The sequence below is a fragment of the Sphingomonas sp. genome, from assembly GCF_035317925.1.
Taxonomy (GTDB): Bacteria; Pseudomonadota; Alphaproteobacteria; order Sphingomonadales; family Sphingomonadaceae; genus Sphingomonas_I.
Genome location: NZ_DATHFV010000091.1, coordinates 1 through 23084 on the forward strand (window position 1 = coordinate 1; position 23084 = coordinate 23084).

General features: G+C 65.3%; 22 protein-coding genes and 1 pseudogene. 17 read left to right on the forward strand and 6 right to left on the reverse strand.

What is annotated here, in order from left to right:
* The 5 genes and pseudogenes from VK533_RS06960 to VK533_RS06980 all read left to right on the forward strand — a co-directional run.
* A pseudogene (locus VK533_RS06960) lies at positions 1 to 587 on the forward strand (hypothetical protein); the annotation flags it as partial.
* A 139-nt stretch (positions 588 to 726) separates the two neighbouring features.
* Complete coding sequence (locus tag VK533_RS06965; protein ID WP_324376141.1) at positions 727 to 1527, forward strand: ABC transporter permease; 801 nt, start codon at positions 727 to 729, stop codon at positions 1525 to 1527.
* Positions 1527 to 2285 carry an ABC transporter ATP-binding protein gene (locus tag VK533_RS06970; protein ID WP_324376142.1) on the forward strand — a complete coding sequence of 253 codons (759 nt, stop codon included), beginning with the start codon at positions 1527 to 1529 and terminating at the stop codon, positions 2283 to 2285. Before VK533_RS06965 ends, VK533_RS06970 begins: the two co-directional genes overlap by 1 nt.
* A gap of 53 nt (positions 2286 to 2338) precedes the next feature.
* Positions 2339 to 2875: a peroxiredoxin gene (locus VK533_RS06975; RefSeq protein WP_324376143.1), complete on the forward strand. Its 537-nt coding sequence runs from the start codon at positions 2339 to 2341 to the stop codon at positions 2873 to 2875.
* A gap of 114 nt (positions 2876 to 2989) precedes the next feature.
* Positions 2990 to 3463, forward strand: a complete 474-nt coding sequence (locus tag VK533_RS06980; RefSeq protein WP_324376144.1) for an SH3 domain-containing protein — start codon at positions 2990 to 2992, stop codon at positions 3461 to 3463.
* A gap of 190 nt (positions 3464 to 3653) precedes the next feature.
* Here VK533_RS06980 and VK533_RS06985 read toward each other — a convergent pair whose 3' ends face one another.
* Entirely contained in the window at positions 3654 to 6332 is a 2679-nt protein-coding gene (locus tag VK533_RS06985) for a TonB-dependent receptor (RefSeq protein WP_324376145.1), read from the reverse strand.
* Between the two features lie 230 nt (positions 6333 to 6562).
* On the opposite strand from VK533_RS06985, the gene VK533_RS06990 reads away from it, so the two are divergent.
* The 6 genes from VK533_RS06990 (at position 6563) to VK533_RS07015 (ending at position 11445) form a co-directional block, all read left to right on the forward strand.
* The gene (locus tag VK533_RS06990; protein ID WP_324376146.1) at positions 6563 to 7255 is read left to right on the forward strand and encodes an endonuclease/exonuclease/phosphatase family protein; all 693 of its coding nucleotides are present in this window, start codon (positions 6563 to 6565) and stop codon (positions 7253 to 7255) included.
* 101 nt (positions 7256 to 7356) lie between these two features.
* Positions 7357 to 8352 carry a PhoH family protein gene (locus VK533_RS06995; RefSeq protein WP_324376147.1) on the forward strand — a complete coding sequence of 332 codons (996 nt, stop codon included), beginning with the start codon at positions 7357 to 7359 and terminating at the stop codon, positions 8350 to 8352.
* Positions 8353 to 8361: 9 nt separating this feature from the next.
* Positions 8362 to 8874, forward strand: a complete 513-nt coding sequence (gene ybeY, locus VK533_RS07000) for an rRNA maturation RNase YbeY (protein WP_324376148.1) — start codon at positions 8362 to 8364, stop codon at positions 8872 to 8874.
* A gap of 8 nt (positions 8875 to 8882) precedes the next feature.
* Positions 8883 to 9758 carry a hemolysin family protein gene (locus VK533_RS07005; protein ID WP_324376149.1) on the forward strand — a complete coding sequence of 292 codons (876 nt, stop codon included), beginning with the start codon at positions 8883 to 8885 and terminating at the stop codon, positions 9756 to 9758.
* Between the two features lie 53 nt (positions 9759 to 9811).
* Positions 9812 to 11137, forward strand: a complete 1326-nt coding sequence (locus tag VK533_RS07010) for a sorbosone dehydrogenase family protein (RefSeq protein WP_324376150.1) — start codon at positions 9812 to 9814, stop codon at positions 11135 to 11137.
* Positions 11137 to 11445 (forward strand): polyhydroxyalkanoic acid system family protein, encoded by a 309-nt coding sequence (locus VK533_RS07015; RefSeq protein WP_324376151.1) that lies wholly within the window; start codon positions 11137 to 11139, stop codon positions 11443 to 11445. Before VK533_RS07010 ends, VK533_RS07015 begins: the two co-directional genes overlap by 1 nt.
* Before the next feature lie 4 nt (positions 11446 to 11449).
* Here VK533_RS07015 and VK533_RS07020 read toward each other — a convergent pair whose 3' ends face one another.
* The 3 genes from VK533_RS07020 to VK533_RS07030 are packed head-to-tail and all read right to left on the reverse strand — an operon-like array spanning position 11450 to position 13783.
* Complete coding sequence (locus VK533_RS07020) at positions 11450 to 12256, reverse strand: class I SAM-dependent methyltransferase (protein WP_324376152.1); 807 nt, start codon at positions 12254 to 12256, stop codon at positions 11450 to 11452.
* A gap of 59 nt (positions 12257 to 12315) precedes the next feature.
* The gene (locus VK533_RS07025) at positions 12316 to 12732 is read right to left on the reverse strand and encodes a VOC family protein (protein ID WP_324376153.1); all 417 of its coding nucleotides are present in this window, start codon (positions 12730 to 12732) and stop codon (positions 12316 to 12318) included.
* Positions 12733 to 12742: 10 nt separating this feature from the next.
* Positions 12743 to 13783: an MBL fold metallo-hydrolase gene (locus VK533_RS07030; protein ID WP_324376154.1), complete on the reverse strand. Its 1041-nt coding sequence runs from the start codon at positions 13781 to 13783 to the stop codon at positions 12743 to 12745.
* Between the two features lie 131 nt (positions 13784 to 13914).
* Here VK533_RS07030 and lnt point away from each other — a divergent pair, with 131 nt between their 5' ends.
* Together lnt and metK are read left to right on the forward strand one after the other, a co-directional pair.
* Entirely contained in the window at positions 13915 to 15420 is a 1506-nt protein-coding gene (lnt, locus tag VK533_RS07035) for an apolipoprotein N-acyltransferase (protein ID WP_324376155.1), read from the forward strand.
* 64 nt (positions 15421 to 15484) lie between these two features.
* Positions 15485 to 16693 (forward strand): methionine adenosyltransferase, encoded by a 1209-nt coding sequence (gene metK / locus VK533_RS07040; protein ID WP_324376156.1) that lies wholly within the window; start codon positions 15485 to 15487, stop codon positions 16691 to 16693.
* A gap of 57 nt (positions 16694 to 16750) precedes the next feature.
* Here the strand turns inward: metK and VK533_RS07045 are convergent, their stop codons facing one another.
* Complete coding sequence (locus tag VK533_RS07045; RefSeq protein ID WP_324376157.1) at positions 16751 to 17080, reverse strand: NTF2 fold immunity protein; 330 nt, start codon at positions 17078 to 17080, stop codon at positions 16751 to 16753.
* A gap of 77 nt (positions 17081 to 17157) precedes the next feature.
* Positions 17158 to 18063, reverse strand: a complete 906-nt coding sequence (locus tag VK533_RS07050) for an LOG family protein (protein WP_324376158.1) — start codon at positions 18061 to 18063, stop codon at positions 17158 to 17160.
* Between the two features lie 135 nt (positions 18064 to 18198).
* Between VK533_RS07050 and VK533_RS07055 the strand changes: the two genes are divergently transcribed.
* The 4 genes from VK533_RS07055 (at position 18199) to serA (ending at position 23036) form a co-directional block, all read left to right on the forward strand.
* A complete protein-coding gene (locus VK533_RS07055) occupies positions 18199 to 19092 on the forward strand; it encodes an alpha/beta hydrolase (protein ID WP_324376159.1) in 894 nt (297 codons plus the stop codon).
* 27 nt (positions 19093 to 19119) lie between these two features.
* A complete protein-coding gene (locus VK533_RS07060; protein WP_324376160.1) occupies positions 19120 to 20094 on the forward strand; it encodes a hypothetical protein in 975 nt (324 codons plus the stop codon).
* A gap of 95 nt (positions 20095 to 20189) precedes the next feature.
* Positions 20190 to 21347 (forward strand): phosphoserine transaminase, encoded by a 1158-nt coding sequence (locus VK533_RS07065; RefSeq protein WP_324376161.1) that lies wholly within the window; start codon positions 20190 to 20192, stop codon positions 21345 to 21347.
* 111 nt (positions 21348 to 21458) lie between these two features.
* Positions 21459 to 23036, forward strand: a complete 1578-nt coding sequence (serA, locus tag VK533_RS07070; protein ID WP_324376162.1) for a phosphoglycerate dehydrogenase — start codon at positions 21459 to 21461, stop codon at positions 23034 to 23036.
* The last annotated feature ends 48 nt before the right edge of the window (positions 23037 to 23084 follow it).

The following is a 23084-nucleotide window of genomic DNA, read 5'->3' on the forward strand; positions in this document are numbered from 1 at the left end:
CGACCGATGGAACGACCACTACCAGCGACGACGATGGCGATCAGGCCGATGCCGTCGCTCCGACGGGCCCCGAAGCGCCGCTGCCACCGCAGGCATCGGTCGCGCCGCTCAGCCCGCTGCCGCCGGTATCGCCCGTAGCACCGTTGCCGCCCCTGCCGCCGATGCACGCCAAGCTGTCGGCCGAACAGGCCGCGGCGGTGCGGCAAGCCGCTCGCCAGGCCGGCGAGCAGGCCCGCCAGGCAGGCGAAATCGCACGCCAGGCCGGTGACGCCGCGCGCCAGGCGGTCGCGAATGTCGATTTCGCCGCGATCAGCCGCGACGCGATGGTGCAGGCCCGCGCCGAACTGGAACTCACCTGCACGCATGCCACGCCCGCGCCCCCGGGGGAAACCGACTCCCAGGCGGTCAGCCGCCTTGCTCTGGGCTGCGTCGACATGGCCGCGATCAATCGCGAGGTGCAGGATTCGCTGCGCGAGGCGATGGAAGAAATCCGCCACGACCGGAATATCTCCGACGCCGACCGCGCCCGCGCGCTCGCCGCTATCGACAAGACGCGTGCCGAAATGGTGCACAAGTTCAGCCAATAAGCATGGCCACATGGTCCTGATTCACCGCGCCGGCGGGACGATATTCGTTCCCACCGGCGATGATCGGGCGCCAATGCGACCGGCAGTGACCGGATAGGGTTGCCCGCCGCCGCCCCACACCGCTATCAGCGGCACAAATATGCCCGCTTCCAAACCCGCCGCGGCGCTGCTCGCCCCCTTCACGACGATCGGCCGCGCGATCATCGCCATGTTCGCCGCCGTCGGCCGCGTCGCGATGTTCGCGGGACGGGCGCTGGGCCGGGCGGTGACCCCGCCTTATTATCCGGCGCGTTTCTTCGAACAGCTCGCCTATATCGGCTGGTTCTCGCTACCCGTGGTCGGCCTGACCGCGATCTTCACCGGTGCCGCGCTCGCCCAGCAAATCTATACCGCCGGCTCGCGCTTCTCCGCCCAGTCGACCGTGCCTGCGGTCGTCGTGATCGGCATGGTGCGCGAGCTTGGGCCGGTGCTGGTTGGACTGATGGTCGCGGGCCGCGTCTCCTCCGCGATGGCGGCGGAGATCGGGACGATGCGCGTGACCGAGCAATTGGACGCGCTCACCACGCTGCGCACCGACAGCTACCGTTATCTGATCGCGCCGCGCCTGATCGCGGCGATGGTGGCGCTGCCGCTGATGGTGCTCGCCGCCAACGCGATCGGCATCTTCGGCGGCTGGCTGCTGGCGGTGCAGAAGCTCCATTTCAATTCCGCCGGCTATCTGGCGGTCACGCGCAAATATATGAGCTTCGACGATTTCCAGATGGCGATGGTCAAGGCCGGCGTGTTCGGTTTCTTCATCGCGCTGATGGGCTGTTATCACGGCTACCGCACCAGCGGCGGCGCCGCGGGAGTCGGTAACGCCACCCGCAACGCCGTGGTCAGCGCGTTCGTGCTGATCCTCGCGTCCAACTTCCTGATCACCGCGATGGTGTTCGGCTGATGGCGGCGCAGCCCAAGATCCTGCTGACCGACGTCACCAAGGAATTCGCCGGCAATGTCGTGCTCGACGGGCTCAACCTGGCGATCGAGCCGGGCGAGAGCATGGCGATCATCGGCCAATCGGGCAGCGGCAAATCGGTCACGCTGAAATGCATCCTCGGCCTGCTGCGGCCGGACAGCGGCTCGATCAGGATCGACGGCGCGGAGGTGGTCGGCCTGCGCGGCGGCGCGCAGGATCGGATGCGCGCCAAGTTCGGCATGCTGTTCCAGGGATCGGCCCTGTTCGATTCGCTGCCGGTCTGGCGCAACGTCACGTTCGGCCTGACCCAGGGCCGCCGCGTCGACGGGACGCGCATGCGCGCCATCGCCGAGGAGAATCTGGAGCGGGTCGGGCTCGACAAACGCGTGCTCAACCTGCGTCCCAGCGAATTGTCGGGCGGCATGCAGAAGCGCGTCGCGCTCGCCCGCGCGATCGCGCCGCGGCCGGAAATCATCTTCTTCGACGAGCCGACCACGGGGCTCGATCCGATCCGCGCCGACGTGATCAACGATCTGATCGTCAGCCTGGTCGACGATCTCGGCGTCACCGCGCTCACCATCACCCACGACATGGCCTCGGCCCGCAAGATCGCGCACCGCGTCGCCATGCTCTATCAGGGCAAGATCGTCTGGATCGGCCCGCGCGACCGGCTGTACGACAGCGGCAACCCCTATGTGGATCAGTTCGTTCAAGGCCGCGCGGAAGGCCCGATCACCTAAGTTTCGATCAACTGCACCGGGACGTTCGGGCATCCGCCACAGAAGGAGTTCCGATGTTCGGCCGCGAAATCCCCGACGTTACCCTGAAGACCCGCGTGCGCGACGAAAGCGTGGGTGGCCCCAACCCCTTCCGCTGGCAGGATCGCAAGACCGCCGATTTGTTCGGCAAGGGCCGCGTGGTGGTGTTCGGGCTGCCCGGCGCCTTCACCCCGACCTGCTCGACCGAGCAATGCCCCGCATTCGAACGGCACTATGACGACCTCACCGCCGCGGGCGCGGACGAGGTCTATTGCCTGGCGGTCAACGACGCCTTCGTCATGTTCCAGTGGGGCAAGCATCTCGGCCTCGAAAAGGTCAAGCTGCTGCCGGACGGCTCGGGCGACTTCACCCGCCGCATGGGCATGCTGATCAACAAGGATCATGTCGGCTTCGGCCAGCGCTCCTGGCGTTATGCGATGGTGATCGACGATGGCGTCGTCGCCGGCTGGTTCGAGGAGCCCGGCATCAACGATGTCGGCTCGGACGAAGACCCCTATACCGAAAGCACGCCCGACAATGTGCTGGCCTGGCTCGAGGCAAATCCGCGCTAGATTTTGGTTCTCCGTCATTCCCGCGTAGGCGGGAATCCATATTCTTGAGCGCGCGTTTGAAATCGCAGCGTCAGAGTTTATGGATTCCGCTTTCGCGGGAATGACGGAGTGGTTGTGAAACGCGTACTGCTTCTTACCCTCGGCTTCGCACTGGCAGCGCCATCGCTCGCGCAGGAGCGCCCCGTGCCCTATTGGGCGTCGATCGCCGCCGGCCAGGCGCTGATGCGCACCGGCCCCGACCGCTCCTATCCCGCCGTCTGGTTGTACAAGCGCCGCGATCTGCCGGTGCGCGTGCTGCAGGTGGTGGGCCCGTGGCGGCGCGTGCAGGAGCAGGATGGCAGCGCCGGCTGGATGCTCGCCACCCTGCTCGCGGCGCGGCGCACGGCGGTCGTGACCGGCAGCGGGCTGCGTCCGATCCGGTCGGCGCCAAATGGGGACGGTCCGTTGCTGTGGCAGGCGGAGCCGGGCGTGATCGGCCGCATATCCAAGTGCGACGGCCAATATTGCCGCATCCAGATCGGCGAGAAGCTCGGCTTCGTCGAGCAATCGGGGATCTGGGGCACCGACCCCAACGAACGGATTCCCTGACTTTCCAGTGTAGAGCGGCACCGGCCCGCACCCCCACCCGGCCTCCCAGTCAGGCTATTCTATGGGAGGCCGGGTGGGGGTGCGGGCCGGTGCCGCGCCGGGTTCAGTGAAACTGAACCAAGACCAAAAAAGAAAAACCCCGCCGCTCCGAAGAGCGACGGGGTCTTTTTTTGCGTCTTGCAGGCTGGGCTTAGAAGCCCACCACGAGCGTGCCGCTGATGGCGCGCGGAGCACCAACATAAGCGAACGGAATGGTCCACTGCGAGTAGCTGCCGGTGTAGCCGGCGACGTACAGCTTGTTGAACAGGTTGGTCACGTTGAACTGGATGTAAGTCCGGTCATTGTGAACCCACTGGCCGATGGCGAGACGCGCGTCGAGATCGACGGTCGTGTAGCCCTTCGCGATGGCGCCGTAGACCTGGTAGGGCGTGCCCGTGCAGCCCAGAACCTGGACCGATCCGGTGCACTGAACGACCGGGAGATTCTGGTCGTTGATGTAACGACGGCCGGTACGCTTGGCCTGCAGGCCCACTTCGAGCGGCCCGAGATTGCCCTCGATACGACCACCCGCGGTGTAGACCGGAGCACCCGATTCACGCTTGCCGGCGGTCAGCGCGAAGATCGGCTGACCGACGGTGCAGGCATTGGCGACCGCGTTCGCGGCCGTGCAGGTGCCGGCGTCGACATTGTTGAGGATCTTCGACTTCAGGTAGGAGCCGAACGCCATCACGGTCACTTCGGGGATCACGGTGTAGGCGACATTGCCGTCGACACCATATTTGTGAACCGTGCCGAGGTTGCGGTAGACCGTCACGTCGTTGACCGGATCATAGGCCGAAGCCAGACGGTTCTGGAAGCCGGTGTACCAGAGGCCGAGCTGGGCCTGAATCTTGCTGGTACGATAGCGCAGACCGGTGTCGAAGTTGTTGGTCGTTTCCGGCGCCGGATTGGCCGAGCCGTTCGGGAAGCCGAGCGACTGGTAGAGGTTGTCGGTGCCCGGAACCTGCAGACCCTTCGAGTAGCTGGCATAAGCGCTGATCGCCGACGTGATGTCATAGGTCGCGCCGGCCTGCGGCAGGATCTTGTGATATTTGAACGTCTTGCTGATCGGCGCGACGAAGGTCGGCGAAGCCGCCAGGAAGGCTGCCTGGCTGGCCGCATTGTTGAAGCAGTCGACGAACGAGCCGCCCGCTTCGGTCACGCAATAATTGTTCAGCTTGCGCTCGTAGAACGGGGCGCGGACGCCCGCGGTGATCACCAGCTTTTCGAAGAACCGACCGCTATACTCGCCCGAAACCTGGTTCAGGATCGCGTAGGAGAGGCGGTTGCGCTTCTCGATCGGAGCGCCGCTGGCGTCCGACACCGGAGCGTCGATCGGGAAATATTGGCTGGTGGAGCCGTCACGGTTGAGCGGCACCCAAGCGCCGGTCTGGCGGTGACGGCCATGGTCGTACGAGTAGCTCAGACGGATCGTCTGGGTCGAGCTGATGTCGTAGCGCAGCGACGAAATCACGCCGATGCGGTGCGTGCCCGTCTGGCTGGATGCATAGCCCTCGACGCCCTGGGTGGTGCCGGTCAGCGCACCGGTCGCAGCGTGGCCCGGCGAATCGAGCACATCACCGTCACCGTTGAGATCGACGCCGCCGAAATAAGGCTGGCCGCCGATATAGCCGTAGATCGGCGTCGTGATCGCGGCGCCGGTGCTGCCGGCCGCGCGGGTGTAGAAGCCCTCATTGCCCTTGACCGCGCCGCTGCCGCCGTTCGCCTTCACATATTGATAGCTGGGATCGACCGTCAGGACGAGGCCGTTAGCCAGCGTGAAGCGCGAGTTGACGCGGATGTTGCCGGTGTTCGACGGGTTGAAGCTCTGGTCGAACAGCGTGCCGCAGGTGTTGGTCGAGTCCGCCACACCGGTCTGCGGCATATCGATGCCGCCGCCCGGAGCCGAAGCGCTCGGGGCGCAGCTTGCGGCGACAAGCGCGGTATAATCCGCTTCGCTGTGGGTGAGCGGGAATCGGTTGCTCGACCCCGAACCGACGACGCGCGGCCCGGTAACGGTGGCGCCGCTCCGCACGACGGGGTCAATGCGCAACGGCACCGACGAGAAGTTGCCGTTGACGTTGTGGTTCCAGTTGAACGCGGCCGAGATGAAATCGCCGCTCGAACCGATCGGCTGATAGATCTTGCCGTTATACTGCCACTTATCGGTCCGGCTCAGCGCCTGGTAGGGGTTCTCATTCTCTTCGTGGCTGAACGAGAGGAACGCCTTGGTGCCGAAGGGCGTGAAGACGCCGGTATCGACCACCGCGAAGATGCGGAAGAAGTCGAAGCTGCCGGCCGAGCCCTGCAGGCGGACATGGAAGTCGTTATACGGATCGCGCGTGCGATAGTTGACGGTCGAACCGGTCGCCGAAGCGGTCGGGCTGTCGACGTCGGTCGTGCCGAGGTTGACGCTGACCTGATCGATCAGTTCCGGATCGAGCTGCTGGTTCGAATAGAGCGCATAATTGCCGGTGTCGTTGAGCGGGATACCGTCGAAGGTCTGCGAGATGCGGCTGGCATCGAAACCACGGATCGTCAGCGTACCGCCCGAGGCGCCGTAAGGATCGTTATTCTGGAAGCTCACGCCCGGAAGCATGTTGATGATATCGTCGACCGACTGACCCGGCGTCTGGCGCTGGATGAAGGTGCTGTCGAGCACGCCCTTCGCCTTGGCGGTGTTCGGAACCTGCACGCCGTCGACCGATTTGGTACGGGTGCCGGTAATCACGATGTCCTTCTGCTGGAAGTCCACCGAGCCGGTCGACTGGGCGTAGGCGCTGCTGGCTGCGAGCGCGGAAAGTGCGCAGCCGACAAGAAGCTTCTTCATTTTTGGGGACCCCCGTTTGCGTTTCCTGCCGGCCCTGACCGGCTATTGTGACAGCTTGATGATGCGGCAAGCAGTGGTTCGCTACCAACCTGAACCGCAGCCTAACACACGCTCTTTTCGCACCGCAACACGAGTCCCGCGCTGCGGCGAAAAGCTGCTCGCTGTTGCAGCATTGCCGCACTTCTCACATCATTGCGGGAACAGGAAGGAGGGCGCACGGTTCGTTCGTCATGGTGCTGATCGCCAGTTACAATATTCGCAAGGCGATTGCCGCCGACCGCCGCCGCCGGCCCGAGCGTATCCTTGAAATATTGGGAGAGATCGGCGCGGACATCGTGCTGCTGCAGGAGGCGGACCGCCGATTCGGCCAGCGCCAGAGCGCCATCCCGATGCACATGCTGACCGAGCACAGCCCCTATCGCGCCGTGCCCTACGAGATGCGTCCCGGCAGCATCGGCTGGCACGGCAATGCAGTGCTGGTCGGGCCGGACGTGGAGATCATCCGCCACCTGCCGCTTCACCTTCCGACGCTCGAACCGCGCGGCGCGGTGCTGGCCGACGTGCGCGTTCGGGGGGAGTCGCTGCGCCTGGTCGGCATGCATCTCGATCTGTCCGGCCTGTGGCGGCGCAAGCAGGCGCGCGCGATCCTGTCCGAACTCGACCATCAGCCCGATCGGCTGCCGACTTTGCTTGCGGGCGACCTCAACGAATGGCGCAGCGGCGGCTGCCTGCGCGACTTCGGCCAGCATCATATGCCCGTCGCGCTCGGCCCCAGCTTCCACGCGCGCCAGCCCGTCGGCCGACTCGACCGGATGTTCGTGAGCCCTGGAATCAAGGTGCTCGAATCAGGCGTCCATCATTCGCTGCTCGCGCGCAACGCGTCGGATCATCTGCCCGTCTGGGCACGAATTCGTATCGGATAATTCGGCGGCGTCCGATTGTGGCTTCCTTTCCGCGCGCCGCCGCACCAACATCGCGGCCAGACCTTGGGGCCTGATTCAGGCTCGGGATTCGAAAGGACCGAATGAGCCGCAAGCCCGTTCCCGCCCAGGCCGGCGACCGCGCCCGCCTAGAAATCCTGTTCGATCGGCCGCAGCTGCTTGGCCGCCTGTTCGGCGAATATGACCAAAACCTCGTCGCGATCGAGAATCGCCTCGGCGTCTATGTCAGCGCCCGCGGCAACAAGCTGCAGATCGAAGGCGAGGCGGAGGCCGCCGCGCGGGCGCGCGAGGTGCTGACCGGCCTCTACAACCGCATCGTCAAAGGCGAGGATATCGACTCCGGCATGGTCGAGGCGGTGATCAGCATGTCGGCCGAGCCCACGCTCGACGGCATCATCCGCCACGACGTGTCCGAGGGACCGTCGATCATGATCCGGACGCGCAAGAAGACGATCGTGCCGCGTTCGGCGACGCAGACGCGCTACATGCACGCGCTGGCTTCGGCCGACGTGATCTTCGCGCTCGGGCCGGCGGGCACCGGCAAGACCTATGTCGCGGTCGCGCAGGCGGTGCAGATGCTGATCCAGGGCCAGGTCACGCGCCTGATCCTGTCGCGTCCGGCGGTCGAGGCGGGCGAGCGGCTGGGCTTCCTGCCCGGCGACATGAAGGAGAAGGTCGATCCCTATCTCCGCCCGCTCTACGACGCGCTGTACGACATGCTGCCGGCCGAGCAGGTCGAACGCCGCATCGCCAGCGGCGAGATCGAGATCGCGCCGATCGCCTTCATGCGCGGCCGGACGCTCGGCGACGCCTTCATCATCCTCGACGAGGCGCAGAACACCACGCCGATGCAAATGAAGATGTTCCTCACCCGTTTCGGCCAGAACAGCCGGATGGTGGTGTGCGGCGATCCGCGCCAGATCGATCTGCCCGATATCGGCAAATCGGGCCTCGCTGACGCGGTCGGCCGGCTCGAGGGGGTCGAAGGCATTTCCACGATCCGCTTCAGCGCCGCCGATGTCGTGCGTCATCCGATCGTGGGCCGGATTGTCGATGCATATGAGGGTCCGGACGCGTAAGCGCCATTTATGATCCAGGTCGAGACTGCCATTGAGAGACCGTGGCCCGCCGGCAGGTGGGACGCGATCGCCGAACGCGCGGTCCGCGCCGCGATCGAGGCGAGCGCGCATGGCGATATCGCGACGATGGTGACGATCGTCGAGGTTTCGGTCCGCTACACGTCCGACGACGAGGTGCGGCTGCTGAACAGCAGCTACCGCCAGAAGGACAAGCCGACCAACGTCCTGTCCTTCCCCATGGTCCAGCCCGATCTGCTCGACGCGATCAACAATGGCGACGACGACGGCGAGACCTTGCTCGGCGACATCGTGCTCGCGCACGGCGTCTGCGCGCGCGAAGCCAAGGACAAGCATGCCTCGGTCGAGGATCATGCGACCCACCTGATTGTCCATGGCACCCTGCATTTGCTAGGCTATGACCATGAACAGGGAGAGGCCGAGGCTGAGGCCATGGAAGAGATCGAGCGAGTCGCGCTGGCGACGCTGGGCATCGACGATCCTTATGCCGTGCGTGAGGGTTGATTCTCACCATGGCTGACGACACTGGAGGTGGCCGATTGTGGGCCGGCCTGCGTGGCCTGATCTTCGGCCATGACAACGAGCCGACGCTGCGCGACCAGATCGAGGAAGCGATCGAGGAGCATGAGGACGAGGCACCCGCCCAGGGCGAACTGTCCGGCCCCGAGCGCCTGATGCTGCGCAACCTGCTTGAATTCGGCGACAGCACCGCAGGCGACGTCGGCGTTCCGCGCGCGGACATCATCGCCGTGCCGGAGGATATCAGCTTCACCGAACTGGTCGCCGCCTTCGCCGAGGCCGGCCACAGCCGCCTGCCCGTCTATCGCGACAGCCTGGACGAGGTGATCGGCATGATCCACATCAAGGACGTGTTCGCGATCCTGGCGCGCGACGAGACGCCGCCGGACACGGTCGCCACGCTGATCCGTCAGCCGCGTTATGTGCCCGAATCGATGGGCGTGCTCGACCTGCTCGCCGAAATGCGCGCGACGCGCACCCATCTCGCGATCGTGCTCGACGAATATTCGGGCACCGAAGGCCTGATCACGATCGAGGATATCGTCGAAGAGATTGTCGGCGAGATCGAGGACGAACATGACGATGCGCCCGAGGCGGCCTTGGTGCCGATGGTCGACGGCATCTGGCTCGCCGATGCCCGCGCCGAACTGGAAGAGGTCGCCGATCTGATCGATCCCCGCCTGGGCGAGGTCGAGGAGGATGTCGACACTTTGGGCGGGCTCGCGACCGTGCTGGCCGGCCATGTGCCGCAAGCGGGCGAGACGATTCTCCATCCCAGCGGCTGGCGGCTGGAGATCACCGAGGCCGATCCCCGCCGCGTTACCCGCCTGCGCCTGCATCCGCCGGCGATCGCGGCACCGGTCGAGTGAAGCCACCTTTCTGAGCAGGGAGCGTTTTCGAAGCCATGATCAAGCGCGCTTTCATGAATATGATCGTTGTGCTGGTGCTGCTCGTCCTGGTCGGCGGCACCTTCCTGATCATCTCGCGTCATCGCCAGAAGGCCCAATATGACATCGTGGAGGAGCAAGGTACGCAGCCGCGGATCGCGACGCCGCGCGCCAGCGTGGTTCCTCTGTTCAAGCTCGCCACGCCGATCGGCTGGAAAGCCGGCGAGATGCCGATAGCGGCAGCAGGGTTGAAGGTTCAGCCGTTCGCGACCGGACTCGATCATCCGCGCTGGCTGCTGGCGCTGCCCAACGGCGATGTGCTGGTGGCCGAGACCAACGCCCCGCCCAAGCCCGACGACAATAAGGGCTTCGCCGGCTGGGTCGAGCGCAAGCTTCAGGGCGAAGCCGGCGCAACGGGCAAGAGTGCCAACCGCATCACCTTGCTGCGCGACACCAATGGCGACGGCATCGCCGACCAGCGCACGGTGCTGCTGTCGGGGCTGAATTCACCGTTCGGCATGGCGCTGGTGGGCGACCAGCTCTACGTCGCCGATACCGACGCCTTGCTGCGCTTCCCGTTCAAAGTCGGTGAAACCAAGATCACCGCCAAGAGCCAGAAGGTGCTCGATCTGCCCGCCGGCCGGATCAACCATCACTGGACCAAGAATGTCGTCGCCGCCCCCGACGGGTCGAAGCTCTACGTGACGATCGGCTCCAATTCGAATGTCGGCGAACGTGGCCAGGGGGTCGAACAGGGCCGCGCCGCGATCTGGGAGGTCGATCCCAAGACCGGCGATCACCGCATCTACGCCTATGGCCTGCGCAATCCGAACGGCATGGGCTGGGAGCCGACGACGCACACTTTGTGGACCGTCGTGAACGAGCGCGACGCGCTCGGATCGGACCTAGTCCCCGATTATCTGACGAACGTGCAATTCGGCGGCTTCTACGGCTGGCCCTGGTTTTATTGGGGCACCTACCCCGACAGCCGGCCCAGGGACCCCGCGCCCGAACTGATCGAGGAGACGTCGATCAGGCCCGATTATGCGGTTGGGCCGCACACCGCGTCGCTCGGCCTTGCCTTCGCCACCGGCGCCAGGCTCGGACCGGCTTTTGCCGAGGGCGCCTTCATCGGCCAGCATGGCTCGTGGAACCGCGATCCGTTGTCGGGCTACAAGGTGATCTTCGTAAAATTCGTGATGGGCCAGCCGGTCGGCAAGCCGGTCGACGTGCTGGCCGGCTTCCTCGACGCCAAGGGCCGGGCGCACGGCCGTCCGGTCGGCGTCGTCGTCGCCAAGGATGGCGGGCTGCTTGTTGCCGACGACGTCGGCAACAGCATCTGGCGCGTGGGACTACGCTGATGGCCGTCCCCGTCATCATCGATGTACCGCACAAACTCGGCCAGACCGGCGCGCGCGAACGGCTGAAATCACGGATTGGAGAGCTGGGCGGCCACATGCCAGGCGGCGTCGGCCAGGTCCGCCATAGCTGGCCGAGCGAGAACGAGATCGCGCTCGAGATCAGCGCCATGGGCCAGAATATTCCGGCCAGGCTGGAAGTGCTGGACAATGTCGTCCGCGTCCATGTCTCGCTGCCGCCGATGCTGGCTTATTTCTCCGGCATCATCGGCGCGGCGGTGCGCGAGCAGGGCACCAAGCTGCTGACCTGACGCGTCAGTCCGGCCGCTTCAGGATCGCGCAGAATTCGTTCCGGTCGCGCGCCGGATGATAAATGCCCGCTATCTCCAGTCCGATCAGCCCCAGTTCGCGCAGCGTGGTGACGATCGACCGGAAAGCCGGCGGCGTGAAATACCAGGCATGCACGTCGACATAGCCGCCCGCGGCCGCCTCATATTCGTCGATCGCCGCCTTGACCCGCGCCGCACGGCTGCGCTCGGGATTGCCGTGATCGCCCTGCCAGTGCCGCAGGTGATCGTTGTGCACGGTCAGCGCGCGATGCTCGATCACGCTTTTCAGCGTGTGCGTGCGGCGCTGCTCGCGATGCGCCTGCAGCACGTCGGCGATCGTGCTCTCGGCGATGAAGTGATCGAAGCAATAACGCTTGTCGGGGATGATCAGGAAATAGCCGCCGCCCGGATTGAGGATGCGCTCGACCTGCTGGAGGTGGCGTACCAGATCGGGCTGATGCTCGAGCGCATGGCTGCTGAGTATCGCGTCGTAGGTCCGGTCGACGATGTCGAGATCGCCGACATGGTGGATGACGTCCGGCACCCCGGCGGCATCGCCCCCCGTCTGGCCGGCGCGGGCGCGTAATTGCCCGGCATCGAGCACGTCCAGATATTCGACCCTGGGGCCGCGCTTGAGCGGGCGGCAGAAGGGCCCGATCTCGAGGAGCGATATGTCGTCCTCGATGAAAAGCAGCAGATTTTCGCGCAGCGCGAGCGGTGAGGCGACCACCCCCTTGTCGCGGCCATGCGCGCGGTAATGCGCGACGGCGGCGTCGTCTCCGAGTTTACCCAACGAGGGGTCGCTCGCACGATAGGTATCCGGATCAATCGTCGGCGGCGGCGTACGCATGGTCAGGCGGTCGCGAACAATTGGCCCGGATCGCGAAACGCCTTGAACTCCAATGCATTGCCCGACGGATCGTAGAAGAACATCGTCGCCTGCTCGCCGACCTCGCCCTTGAACCGGATATAGGGCGCGATGCCGAAGCCGATGCCAGCGGCCTTCAGCCGGTCGGCGAGTGCGTGCCAGTCGTCCCATTCCAGCACGACCCCGAAATGCGGCACCGGCACGTCATGGCCGTCGACCGGATTGGTGATGCCGGCCGGCTTCGCCGCGGAATCGAGATGCGCGACGATCTGGTGGCCGCGCAGATCGAAATCGATCCAGTGATCGGAACTGCGCCCCTCCGGACAGCCGAGCAGCCCGCCATAGAAAGCGCGCGCGGCGGCGAGATCGTGGACCGGGAAAGCGAGGTGGAAGGGTTGCATCTGGCGACCTTTATCGCGCGGCGACGCTGCCGTCAGCCGCGATCGCGGGAATATCCCACGGCTGGCCGGCCTCGGTCACGCGGAAGCGGTCGGGGGCGATATGCGCGGCGGCCAGCGCCTTTGCGAGATGTTGGGGCGGCTCGTTGATCGCCTCGGGGGTGAGCTCGAACGTGCCCCAGTGCACGCCGAGCGCATAGGCCGCGTGGAGCTGGCCGAACGCCTGCACCGCATCTTCCGGACCGATATGGTTGCCGCTGGGCGGGGTGTGGAAATGATAGGCGCCGATCGGCAGGATCGCGAACCGTACCGGCCCGGCGCGCGCCGCTTGCGCCGCCCATTTCATGTCGCCCGGCCCGGTATCGCCCGCATAATAGAGATTGCCGCCCGGCAGGGTGACGGTGAAACCGGTCCACAAGGTCTGATCATGCTTGTCGTAGCGATGCGCGCTCCAGTGATGCGCGCGGTCGAGGATGACGGCGATGCCGGGGCGGATGGGCACGCTTTGCCCCCAGTCGCGCGCCACCGCCGGTATGGCGTAATGCGCGAGCAGCCTGTCCATACCGAGGCCGGCGACGATCAACGGCCGATCGCGCTGCCATAATTTGTGCAGGATGTGCGTATCGAGATGATCGTAATGATCGTGGCTGATCAGCACGAGATCGATGCGCGGCAGATCGTCGAACCGCACGCCGGGCTCGCGCACGCGCTTGATGCCCGCCCATTGCACCGGCGCGGCGCGCTCGTGCCAGACCGGATCGATCAGGATATTCAGTCCCTGCGTCTGCACCAGCACGGTCGAATGGCCGATCCAGGTGACGTGCATCGCCTGCCCCGCCACGCGCGCCGGCGGCCGCGTCGGCGTGACCGGCACATGCTTCGGCCAGCTATGATCGGGCGGATAGAACAGTTCGCGGACCATCCGGAAGGTACTTTTCTTCTGCTCGCCGCCCGAGCCCTGATCGCCGTCGGGGTTGAAGAAATGCTGCCCGTCGAAATGGTCGCTTTTCGGCAGCGGACCGGGAATCGGCGTCTTGTCACATCCCGACGCCATCAGGGCGAAAGGGAGAAGGATCGCAGTGACAGACAATTTCCTACGCACGCACGCGTCCTGTCTTAATATGGCCGACGGGGTCAATAACCGCCGGGGTGACGCAGCGATCCAAGCCCGGTAGAGCGCGCGCCATGCCGCCGCTCCGCGCGACCCGCGCCTATCCGATCGCGTTCGTGCTGGGCCTTACCGCCGCGTGCGGCTTCGCGCCGCTCGAATGGTGGCCGCTGACCCTGCTCTGCCTCGCGGGACTGGCCGCCTTGCTCGATCAGGCAAAGGGCGTGCGCCGCGCGGCGGCATTGGGTTGGTGGTTCGGGCTCGGCCATTTCTGCCTGGGACTCAACTGGATCGCGACCGCCTTCACCTATCAGGCGGCGATGCCTGCCTGGCTTGGCTGGGTGGCGGTGGTATTGGTGTCGCTCTACCTCGCGCTCTTCCCCGCATTCGCGAGCAGCGTGGCGTGGCTGCTGGCGCGGCGCAACCGATCCGCTTTGCCGCTCCTGTTCGCCGCGGCCTGGATCGTGAGCGAGCTGCTGCGCGCCGCGCTCTTCACCGGTTTCGCCTGGAATCCGCTCGCCGCGATCTGGGCGCCGGTCTGGCCAATGCGCGCGCTGACCGCTTTGGTCGGCACCTATGGCCTGTCGGGCCTGACCATATTGATTGCGGGCCTGATCTGGCGCGCGGTCGAGAACCGCAACGCCCGCATCGGTCTCGCCGTGCTGGTCGCCGGCGGTGCCGCCGCCGCATTCTTTCCGCACGTCGCCGCAACGCCCGGAGCCGACACGCCTCTGCTCCATGTCGTCCAGCCCAACATCGGCCAGGACCGAAAATGGGACGACGCACAGAGCGCCGACAACTACCACCGCCTGACCTCGCTCAGCGGCAAGCCCGGCCCGCACCCGCGCATCCTGCTATGGCCCGAAGTGGCGGTGCCCGCCTTGCTCGAACAGGATCAGCTCGCGCGGTCCACGCTCGCCAGCCTGCTCGGGCCGCACGATCTGATGCTGACCGGGGCCGAGGCAGTCCGCTTCTCGCCCGACGGCGATCCGGTTTCGGCGAGCAACAGCCTGTTCGGGCTCGATCCCCAGGGCAATCTGTTCGGCCGCTACGACAAGGCGCATCTCGTCCCCTATGGCGAATATCTGCCGATGCGCCCGCTGCTCTCTCGCCTCGGCCTCTCACGCCTTGCGCCGGGCGACATAGATTTCGACGCCGGCCCGGGCCCGCGCGACATCATGCTGCCCGGCATCGGCAAGGTCGGCATCCAGATCTGCTACGAGATTATCTTCTCGGGCCAAGTGGTCGACCGTGCCAATCGGCCGGCTTTCCTGTTCAATCCGTCCAACGACGCCTGGTTCGGACGCTGGGGGCCGCCGCAGCATCTCGCCCAGGCCCGGCTACGCGCGACCGAAGAAGGCTTGCCGGTCGTGCGATCGACCCCGACCGGCATTTCCGCCGTGATCGACGCCGATGGGCGCCTGCTCGCATCGCTGCCGTGGCGTACCGCCGGTGCGATCGAATTGCCGCTCCCGCCCGCGCACGCGCCCACCCTGTTCGCGCGGTGGGGAAACATTTTGCCGTTGGTCCTCGCACTTTTCTTGGGGGCGTTGGGGTTTGCAAGCCGCCGCCGCCCAAGCTAGACGCCACATATAACGATAGCTTTATGTGCGGTATCCGCCGCTTACCCCAAGGAACCGATCCCTCATGCGCAGCGACTATCTCTTCACGTCCGAAAGCGTTTCGGAAGGCCATCCCGACAAGGTTGCCGACCAGATTTCGGACGCGATCGTCGATCTGTTTCTCAGCAAGGACCCCGAAGCGCGCATCGCGTGCGAGACGCTGACCACCACCCAATTGGTCGTGCTGGCGGGCGAGATTCGCGGCAAGGGCATCATGGACGAGGCGGGCAATTGGGCGCCCGGCGTGCAGCAGGAAGTCGAGGACGCGGTCCGCGCGACCGTCAAGCGCATCGGCTATGAGCAGGATGGCTTCCACTGGAAGACCTTCCGTTTCGAGAACAACCTCCACCCACAGTCCGCGCACATCGCGCAGGGCGTCGATGCCTCGGGTAACAAGGATGAAGGCGCGGGCGATCAGGGCATCATGTTCGGCTATGCCGCCGACGATACGCCCGATTTGATGCCGGCGACGCTCTATTACAGCCACAAAATCCTCGAGCGCATGGCCGCCGACCGCCATTCCGGCGCGGCGCCGTTCCTCGAGCCCGATGCCAAGAGCCAGGTGACCTTGCGCTACGAAGGCAGCAAGCCCGTCGCCGCGACCGCGATCGTGGTCTCGACCCAGCATGGCAAGGGCTATGACGAGGGCGAGAAGGAGACCGAACTCAAGGCCTATGTGAAGCGGGTGATCGCCGACATATTGCCGGCCGCTCTGCTCTCCGACGCAACCGAATATCACATCAACCCGACCGGCAGCTTCGAGATTGGCGGGCCGGACGGCGACGCAGGCCTCACCGGCCGCAAGATCATCGTCGACACCTATGGCGGCGCATCGCCCCATGGCGGCGGCGCGTTCAGCGGCAAGGATCCGACCAAGGTCGATCGCTCGGCGGCCTATATCACCCGCTATCTGGCGAAGAATATCGTCGCCGCCGGGCTCGCCCAGCGCTGCACGATCCAGCTTGCCTATGCGATCGGCGTGTCGAAGCCGCTGTCGCTCTATGTCGATACGCACGGCACCGGCACCGTCGGCGACGACAAGATCGAGGCGGCGATCATGAGCATCCCCAAGCTGGGCGGGCTCACCCCGCGCAGCATCCGCACGCATCTGAAGCTCAACAAGCCGATCTACCAGAAGACCGCCGCCTACGGCCATTTCGGCCGCCAGCCCGAGGGCGATTTCTTCCCGTGGGAGCGTACCGACCTGGTCGAGGACCTGAAGGCGGCGCTCTGATCTGATTGAGTCCCTCCCTGCTACGGGAGGGACTCAATACGGGTGTGCCTCACATCCTCATTTGCCGTGAGAGATTCGAAGCACCTGCCCGGTGGACTGGCATAAATCGATTTCCGCCACGCCGCCGACGGCGGTTTTCAAAAAGCCCGGCTTTTGAAAACCGCCGCGGACGTGCCAGACTTCACGTGTTCGACTAACCTGTAGCGGTAGCTCGCGACGGATCACGTCAGCCCCGTAAATCTGCTCCAAATAAAGCTTGGCGACGCTCGCAGCCATGAGAGGCGTGCTGACGACACCAGCGGCCGGCTGATAAAATTCAACGCGGGCCGCGCATCGTTTGTCAGGTGTTGTCGCTGTCACCGACGCCAGTACCAACAGTCCGATCATGTCGCTCCCCGGTTGGTGACAAGGTACACCAAAAAGCCCGGCGCGTTAGGCCGGGCATTCTCAAATCTAAGCTCGAACTATTTCTTCTCACCTCTTCCCTTGCGGAAAAGCGGTTCCTTGTTGGTCTTGTAGAAATCCTGGACGCAGGCCCAGCCTTCCTCGGCGGTCTCGCAGAAGCGGAACAGGTCCATGTCCTGCGGCGCGACCACGCCCTCTTCCACCAGCGCGTCGAAATTGACGACGCGGTTCCAGAATTCCTTGCCGTAGAGCAGGATCGGCAGGACCGCGGTCTTGCCGGTCTGGACGAGCGTGAGCAGCTCGAAGAATTCGTCGAACGTGCCGAAGCCGCCCGGGAAGACCGCGACCGCGCGCGCGCGGATCAGGAAGTGCATTTTCCGCAGCGCGAAATAGTGGAAATTGAAGCTCAGGTGCGGCGTCACATATTCGTTCGGCGCCTGCTCGAACGGCAGCACGATGTTGAGGCCCACCGAATCCTTGCCGACATCGGCCGCGCCGCGATTGGCCGCTTCCATGATCGCCGGACCGCCGCCCGAGCAGACCACGAACTGGCGCTTGCCGTCGGATGAATCCGGGGCACTGCTCGCCAGCCGGGCAAGCTCACGCGCGACGTCGTAATAATGCGACTTGGCCTTGAGGCTCTCGGCGATGCGCAGCTGGGTTTCGGTCTTGGCGGCATCGACCAGCAGATCGGCGCGCTCGGGCGACGGGATACGCGCCGATCCGTACATGACGAAGGTCGAGCCGATCCCGGCTTCCTCCAGATACAGTTCCGGCTTCATCAGCTCGAGCTGAAAGCGCACGGGACGCAGATCGTCGCGCAGCAGGAAATCGGGATCCTGATAGGCGAGTCGATAGGCCGGGTCGGAAGTCTGCGGCAGGACGTGGCCCGCCTGCTGCGCGGCGGAGGCGGCGTCGTCCTTGGCTTTGGGGAAGATGCGCTTGGGAATGCTTGTATCGGTCATTGGCTCGCCGTTAGCGGGAGTAAGCGCCCCTGCCCATATCGAAATGCGACGACCGGCATATGTACGACTGCTGGTCGCTTGACACCATCATCCCCGCCGAGTGTGTTAGCGCAAACATATATGAGGGGATCGTCGATGAAGCGTCTTGCCCTGTTCGCCGTATGCCTGTCGTTCGTTTCCGGCGTTGCGTCCGCGCAGGAACGCTTCCCGCTCTGGCAGGGCGGCGTGCCCGGCTTCGAGGCGCGGGCGTCGATTCCGGAAATCAGCCAGGATTGGTGGACCAAGCACGTCAACAATCCGAGCGTCACCGCGTACCTGCCCGATCCGGCCAAGGCCAACGGCACCGCTGTTCTGGTCGTGCCCGGTGGTGGCCACGCCTTGCTGGTGACGACGAGCGAAGGCGAGGCGGTCGGCAAATGGTACACCGATCGCGGGGTCGCCGCCTTCGTCCTGCGCTATCGCCTGTTCCGCGAGGAAGGCTCGCCCTACACGCTGGAGGATGCGCGTGCCGATACCGAGCGCGGCATGCGCTTCATCCGCGCGCACGCCGACAAATTCCATGTCGATCCGCATCGCGTCGGCGTGATGGGCTTCTCCGCCGGCGGCGAGCTTGCGCGGATGGTGACGTTGAGCGCGCCGGTCCATGCGCGCGGCAAGGGCGACGCGATCGACCTGATGCCCGCGCGGCCCGATTTCTCGATCCTGATCTTCCCCGGGCCGCTCCACGGCGACGACGAGGTCGTGACCAAGGATGCGCCGCCGATCTTCATGGCGGCGGCCGACGACGACCAATGCTGCTCGCAGCCGCCGATCGATATCCTCAAGCTCTATCGTCAGGCCGGCGCTTCGGCCGAACTCCATATCTACCGCGCGGGCGGCCACGCCTACAATCTCGGCGAAAACACCCAGCTGATCGCGCTCAAGCATTCGCCGCAGCAGATCGAGGATTGGCTGAGCGACAGTGGCCTGCTCGGCCACCCCGCGCCGCCGACCGCGACGCATCTCGACCCGCAGCCCAAGGTCAAATAAGCTCCTCTGAAAATCGGGGAGAATGCCATGAACAAGCGCGGTATCGGCGCGGCGGCCAGCCTTTTCTTCCTGGCGCCATTGGTAGCGGAATATCTGCTCGGCGACATTCCGCTCGTCGCCATCGCCGCAATGATCGCGCTCGCGCCCATGTACGGCGGCGGCGCGATCCTGATCCGCGAGGCGGTGCGCCACACCGGACGCGGCTGGCCGACCTTCATCCTGCTCGCATTGGCTTATGCGGTGATGGAGGAAGGGCTGGTCAGCACCACCCTGTTCGATCCGCATTATCTGGGTCTCAGCCTTCTCTCTTACGGTTACATCCCGGCGCTCGGCACTGCCTTCCCTTGGGCAATCTACGTGCTCAGCATCCATATCCTCTGGAGTATGGCGGTACCGATCGGGCTGACCGAAGCCTTGTTCCACGAAACCGAACCAAAGCCGTGGCTGGGCAGGATCGGGCTGGTGGTGACAAGCCTGCTGCTATTATTCGGTGTGATCGCTGGCGGCCTCTTCCAGCGCAATCATGACCCTTTCCGCGAGACCCCCGTCGAAATGATCTCGGTGCTGGTCGTGGTGTTGCTGTTGATCGTCGCGGCGTTTCGCTTCCCGCGCCGCGCCCCCACCCAATCGCCCCGCGCGGCACCCGCGGCGCTGGTCGGCGGCGCCTGCTTTCTGATAGGGTCGGCGCTGCTGCTGATTTACGGCCGCGGATCAAGCGCGGGCTGGCCCTGGCCCGCGACCGTACTGGCCGAGCTGATCATCGACGGCCTGCTGCTGGGTCTGTTCTGGTGGGCGACGCGGATGCGCGCCTGGAACGCGCTGGCGGCATGGAGTGCCGCGACCGGCGGGCTGCTGGTCTATGCCTGGTACGGCTATGTGATCGAGCATGATTTCCACAACGATTTCGATTTCTGGCCGCACTCGATGCTGGTCGCTTTCTTCATCCTGCTCGCCATCGGCGCCGGGCTGAACGTGGCGAAGCGGTCGCGCACAACCGCCTGACGCAGCGCGGTTGACTCGTCCGTCGCCGACTTTATGAGCGGCGGCGGGCCACGCCGTCCCAACGCGGCGCGCGCTCTCTGTGAGGAGAGACTACATTGACGGACCTACCGAAGCCGGGCGTGAAGCCCGAGCGCCCCTATTTTTCCTCCGGCCCCTGCGCCAAGCCCCCGGGCTGGCATGCTGACGGACTTGCCTCCGCCTCGCTCGGCCGCTCGCACCGCTCGAAGATCGGCAAGAGCCGCATCGTCCACGCGATGGACGTCACCCGCCACATTTTGAAGCTGCCCGATACGCATCGCATCGGCATCGTTCCCGCGTCCGACACCGGCGCGGTCGAGATGTGCCTATGGTCGATGCTGGGCGCCCGCCCCGCGACGATCATGGCATGGGAAAGCTTCGGCGAGGGCTGGGTCACCGATGTCGTCAAGCAGCTCAAGCTCGATCCCAAGGTGGTCAAGGCCGGTTACGGCGAACTCCCCGATCTGAACGCGGTCGACTGGTCGACCGACGTGGTCTTCACCTGGAACGGCACCACCTCCGGCGTGCGCGTGCCGAACGGCGGCTGGATCCCCGACGACCGTCAGGGCCTCGCGATCTGCGACGCAACCTCGGGCGTCTTCGCGGCCGATCTGCCGTGGGACAAATTGGATGTCGTGACCTTCTCCTGGCAGAAGGTGCTGGGCGGCGAAGGCGCGCACGGCGTGCTGATCCTCGGCCCGCGCGCGGTCGAGCGGCTGCAAAGCTACGTGCCGGCCTGGCCGCTGCCCAAGATCTTCCGCATGACCAAAGGCGGCAAGTTCGACGAGGCGATCTTCAAGGGCGACACGATCAACACGCCGTCTTTGCTGGCGGTCGAGGATTGCATCTGGAGCCTCGAATGGGCGCTCGGCCTGGGCGGGCTCACCGCCCTGATCGGCCGTGCCGATGCCAACGCCGCCGCGCTCGACGCGTGGGTGCAGAAGACCGACTGGATCGAGCATCTCGCCGCCGATCCGGCGACGCGATCGAACACCAGCGTGTGCCTCAAGTTCGCCGATCATGCGGTCGACGGGCTCGACGAGGAGGGCAAGCTCGCGCTCGTCAAGAAGATCGCGTCTTTGCTCGAAGCGGAAGACGCGGCCTACGACGTCGCTGGCTATCGTGATGCGCCTCCGGGGCTTCGCGTCTGGTGCGGCGCGACGGTCGAGACCGCCGACATCGAGGCACTCGGGCCGTGGCTCGACTGGGCCTACCACACCGCCAAGGCGGCCTGATTCAACCAATTCACGTCATCCCGGCGCAGGCCGGGATCTCATGAGGTTGATCCCAGCCGCCTGAGATCCTGACTCCCGTCAGGATGACGATAAGCAGAAAGGCTTATCGCCATGCCCAAGGTACTGATTTCCGACAAGATGGACCCCCGCGCCGCAGAGATCTTCCGCGAACGTGGGGTCGAGGTGGACGAGATCACCGGCAAGACGCCGGAAGAGCTCGCCGCGATGATCGGCGACTATGACGGTCTCGCCATCCGTTCCTCGACCAAGGTCACCAAGGCGATCCTCGAGGCCGCGACCAAGCTGAAGGTCGTCGGCCGCGCCGGCATCGGCGTCGACAATGTCGATATCCCGTCCGCCAGCGCCAAGGGCGTGGTGGTGATGAACACCCCGTTCGGCAATTCGATCACCACCGCCGAGCATGCGATCGCACTGATGTTCGCGCTCGCCCGCGATCTGCCCGAGGCCGACAAGTCGACCCAGGCCGGCAAGTGGGAAAAGAACCGCTTCATGGGCGTCGAGATGACCAGCAAGACGTTGGGCCTGATCGGTGCGGGCAATATCGGATCGATCGTCGCCGACCGCGCGATCGGCCTGAAAATGAAGGTCGTCGCGTTCGATCCCTTCCTCACGCCCGAGCGCGCGATCGAGCTCGGCGTCGAGAAGGTCGAACTGGACGATCTGCTCAAGCGCGCCGATTTCATCACGCTCCACACCCCGCTGACCGACAGCACGCGCAACATCCTGTCGAAGGAAAATCTCGCCAAGACCAAGAAGGGCGTGCGCATCGTCAATTGCGCGCGCGGCGGCCTGATCGACGAGGCGGCGCTCAAGGAAGGGCTGGATTCTGGCCATATCGCGGGCGCCGCGCTCGACGTGTTCGTGACTGAGCCGGCCAAGGAATCGCCTTTGTTCGGCACGCCCAACTTCATCTCGACCCCGCATCTGGGCGCGTCGACGACCGAAGCGCAGGTCAATGTCGCGATCCAGGTCGCCGAGCAGATGGCCGACTTCCTGATGACCGGCGGCGTCACCAACGCGCTCAACATGCCGAGCCTGTCGGCCGAGGACGCGCCGAAGGTGAAGCCCTATCTCGCGCTCGCCGAAAAGCTCGGCAGCCTGGTCGGGCAACTCGCGCACGACAATCTCACCAAGATCTCGATCGAGGTCGAGGGCGCGGCGGCCGAACTCAACCTCAAGCCGATCACTGGTGCGGTGCTGGCGGGCCTGATGCGCGTCTATTCGGACACGGTGAACATGGTCAACGCGCCCTACCTCGCCAAGGAGCGCGGGCTCGACGTGCGCGAAGTGCGGCACGATCGCGAGGGCGATTACCACACTTTGATCCGCGTCTCGGTCCAGACCAGCCAGGGCGAACGCTCGGTCGCGGGCACGCTCTTCGCCAATTCGCAGCCGCGCCTGGTCGAGATTTTCGGCGTCAAGGTCGAGGCCGATCTGACCGATCGCATGCTCTACATCGTCAACGAGGACGCCCCTGGCTTCATCGGCCGGCTCGGCACCGCATTGGGCGAGGCGGGTGTCAATATCGGCACGTTCCATCTCGGCCGGCGCAACGCGGGCGGCGAAGCGGTGTTGTTGCTCTCGGTCGACCAGCCGGTCGATGGGGCCACGCTCGACAAGGTCAAGGCGCTGCCCGGCGTCAAGACGGTCAAGTCGCTCGATTTCTAAGATTACCGTCATTCCCGCGCAGGCGGGAATCCATATTCTCGACCGTTC